The sequence below is a fragment of the Streptomyces sp. HSW2009 genome (assembly GCF_040240285.1).
Classification (GTDB): domain Bacteria; phylum Actinomycetota; class Actinomycetes; order Streptomycetales; family Streptomycetaceae; genus Streptomyces.
In genome coordinates this window covers 1-2,900 of record NZ_JBEHZD010000775.1, presented here as the reverse complement: position 1 = coordinate 2,900, position 2,900 = coordinate 1, and the positions used below count along the sequence as shown (strand labels likewise).

The window sequence follows — 2,900 nt, the reverse complement described above, 5'->3', positions numbered from 1 at the left end:
CACGCGGCCAACCTGGCCCGCCGCTTCGCCGCGGGCAGCTATGGCGGGCTGACCGAGGCCATGACCGGGCACGACGGGGGCCGGGGCCGCGGCGGCGGGCCCGCCGCACTGCGCCGCTGCACCGCCCCCGCGCTGGTCGCCGGCGTCGACTCGGACCGCCTCTACCCGCTCGGGCAGCAGGCCGAGTTGGCCGCCGGCCTACCGGGCGCGGACCGCCTCCGGGTGATCACCTCGCGGTACGGGCACGACGGGTTCCTGATCGAGACGGAGCAGGTCGGGGCGCTGGTGAGGGAGTTGCTCGCGGGAGGCTGAGCGGGGCGAGGCGGGGCGGGGCTCGGGTGCTGGGCGGGCCCTGGGTGAGCTCGCGGCGGGCTCTGGACAGGGTGGCGTACGGGCCTCTGGGCGGGCGCTGGGCGAGGCGGTACGCGGGCGTGGAGCACGGTGCTGTGCGGGGGCTGGATGGGGTGCTGCCCGGAGTGCTGGATGGGGTGATGCGCGGGGTGGTGTGCGGGCGCGGGGCCGGGCGTGCGCTCGGGCCGGTCCGCCCAGTGAGCTCCCCCTGTGACCGTCCGTTGACGGGCTGTTCTACAGTGCCCCCTATCAGTTCCGTCACCTGGTGGCCCGAAAAGGAAATACGGATTATGCCGACAGAGACGTTCGAGTTTCAGGTGGAAGCGCGCCAGCTTCTCCAGTTGATGATCCACTCGATTTACTCGAACAAGGACGTGTTCCTGCGCGAACTCGTCTCCAACGCCTCCGACGCACTGGACAAGCTGCGTCTCGAAGCGCTCCGCGACGACACCCTCGACGCGGACGTCTCCGACCTCCACATCGAGATCGAGGCCGACCGCGAGGCCCGCACCCTGACGGTGCGGGACAACGGCATCGGCATGTCGCGTGACGAGGTGGTGGGGCTCATCGGGACGATCGCGAACTCGGGCACGGCGGCCTTCCTGCGCGAGCTCAAGGAGGCGAAGGACTCCGCCGCGGCCGAGGGCCTGATCGGCCAGTTCGGCGTCGGGTTCTACGCCAGCTTCATGGTCGCCGACGAGGTCACGCTGGTGACCCGGCGGGCCGGCCAGAGCGAGGGCACGCGCTGGACCTCCGACGGCGCGGGCACGTACACGATCGACGAGGCCGCGGACGCACCGCAGGGCACCTCGGTCACGCTGCACCTCAAGCCGGAGGACAGCGAGGACCGGCTGCACGACTACACCGCGTCGTGGAAGATCAAGGAGATCATCAAGCGGTACTCGGACTTCATCACCTGGCCCATCAAGATGGCCGCCGAGCCCGCAGCGCCGGCCGCCACGGAGCAGACCGGGGACGAGGGCGCGGACGAGCCGGCCGAGCAGGACGCGAAGCCGAGCGAGCCCGAGACGCTGAACTCGATGAAGGCGCTGTGGGCGCGCTCCCGGGACGAGGTGAGCGACGCCGAGTACCACGAGCTGTACAAGCACATCAGCCACGACTGGCACGACCCGCTGGAGACCATCCGGCTGCACGCCGAGGGCACCTTCGAGTACCAGGCGCTGCTGTTCATCCCCGCGCAGGCGCCGCAGGACCTGTTCATGCAGGACTACCAGCGCGGCATCCAGCTCTATGTGAAGCGCGTCTTCATCATGGCGGACTGCGAGGCGCTGATGCCTCCCTACCTGCGCTTCGTCAAGGGCGTGGTGGACGCGCAGGACCTCTCGCTCAACGTGTCGCGGGAGATCCTCCAGCAGGACCGGCAGATCCAGCTCATGCACCGCCGGCTGACCAAGAAGGTGCTGTCCTCCATCAAGGACCTGATGTCGGCGCACCCCGAGCGCTACGCCACCTTCTGGCGGGAGTTCGGCCGGGTGCTCAAGGAGGGTCTGCTCAGCGACTTCGAGAACAAGGACGCGATCCTCGCCGCCTCCTCGTTCGCCTCCACCCACGACGCGCAGGAGCTGACCACGCTGCCCGCGTACGTGGAGCGGATGAAGGAGGGCCAGCAGGAGATCTTCTACATGACCGGCGAGTCCCGCCAGGCCATCGAGAAGTCGCCGCACATGGAGGCGTTCGCCGCCAAGGGCATCGAGGTGCTGCTGCTGACCGACCCGGTCGACGAGGTGTGGGTGCAGGCCGTCCCCGAGTTCGACGGCAAGCAGCTCCGCTCGGTCGCCAAGGGCGAGGTGGACCTCGACTCCGATGCGGAGAAGGCCGAGGGCGACGCCGAGCGCGAGAAGCGGCAGGAGGAGTTCGCCGGACTGCTGGGCTGGCTCAAGGAGCGGCTGACGGAGCAGGTCAAGGACGTGCGCCTGTCCTCCAGGCTGACCGTCTCGCCCGCCTGCATCGTCTCCGACACCCACGACGTGACCCCCGCGCTGGAGAACATGTACCGCGCGATGGGCCAGGAGGTGCCGACCGCCAAGCGCATCCTGGAGCTGAACCCGGGACACCCGCTGGTCAGCGGCCTGCGTACGGCACACGCCGAGCGCGCGGAGGACGAGGGTCTCGCCGAGACGGCCGAACTCGTCTACGACATGGCCCTGTTGGCCGAGGGCGGCGAGCTGAGCGACCCCTCGCGCTTCGTCAAGCTGATGGCCGACCGGCTGGAGCGCACGCTGTAGGTCCACGGGGCGGCGGGCGTTCCGCCGCGGCGGGCAGGCGGGCGGGCACCTTCCCGCCGCGCCCGGCGTGTCTGCCGCATCTGACTCGTCTGGGTCGTCTAGCTCACTGCACCTGGCGTGCCTGACGTTGCGTCAACTGCCTGCGCCCCGCCGCCCCTCCACAATCGGAGGGGCGGCGGGGCGCGGCCGTTGGTGGGCGGGGGGGGGGGGGGGGGGCGCCCCCCCCCCCCCCCCCGCCCCCCCCCCCCGCCCCCCCCCCCCCCCGGCGCGCGGCCCCCCCCCCCCGCCCGGCCGCCCCCCCCC

General features: G+C 71.4%; 2 protein-coding genes and 1 pseudogene. 2 read left to right on the top strand and 1 reads right to left on the bottom strand.

What is annotated here, in order from left to right:
* Positions 1-312 (top strand): annotated as a pseudogene (locus tag AAHZ94_RS32005) (homoserine O-acetyltransferase); the annotation flags it as partial.
* Between the two features lie 329 nt (positions 313-641).
* The gene (gene htpG, locus AAHZ94_RS32000; protein WP_349997213.1) at positions 642-2,597 is read left to right on the top strand and encodes a molecular chaperone HtpG; all 1,956 of its coding nucleotides are present in this window, start codon (positions 642-644) and stop codon (positions 2,595-2,597) included.
* 103 nt (positions 2,598-2,700) lie between these two features.
* Here htpG and AAHZ94_RS31995 read toward each other — a convergent pair.
* On the bottom strand, positions 2,701-2,900 hold a 200-nt coding region (locus AAHZ94_RS31995), incomplete at its 5' end, for a hypothetical protein (RefSeq protein WP_349997212.1).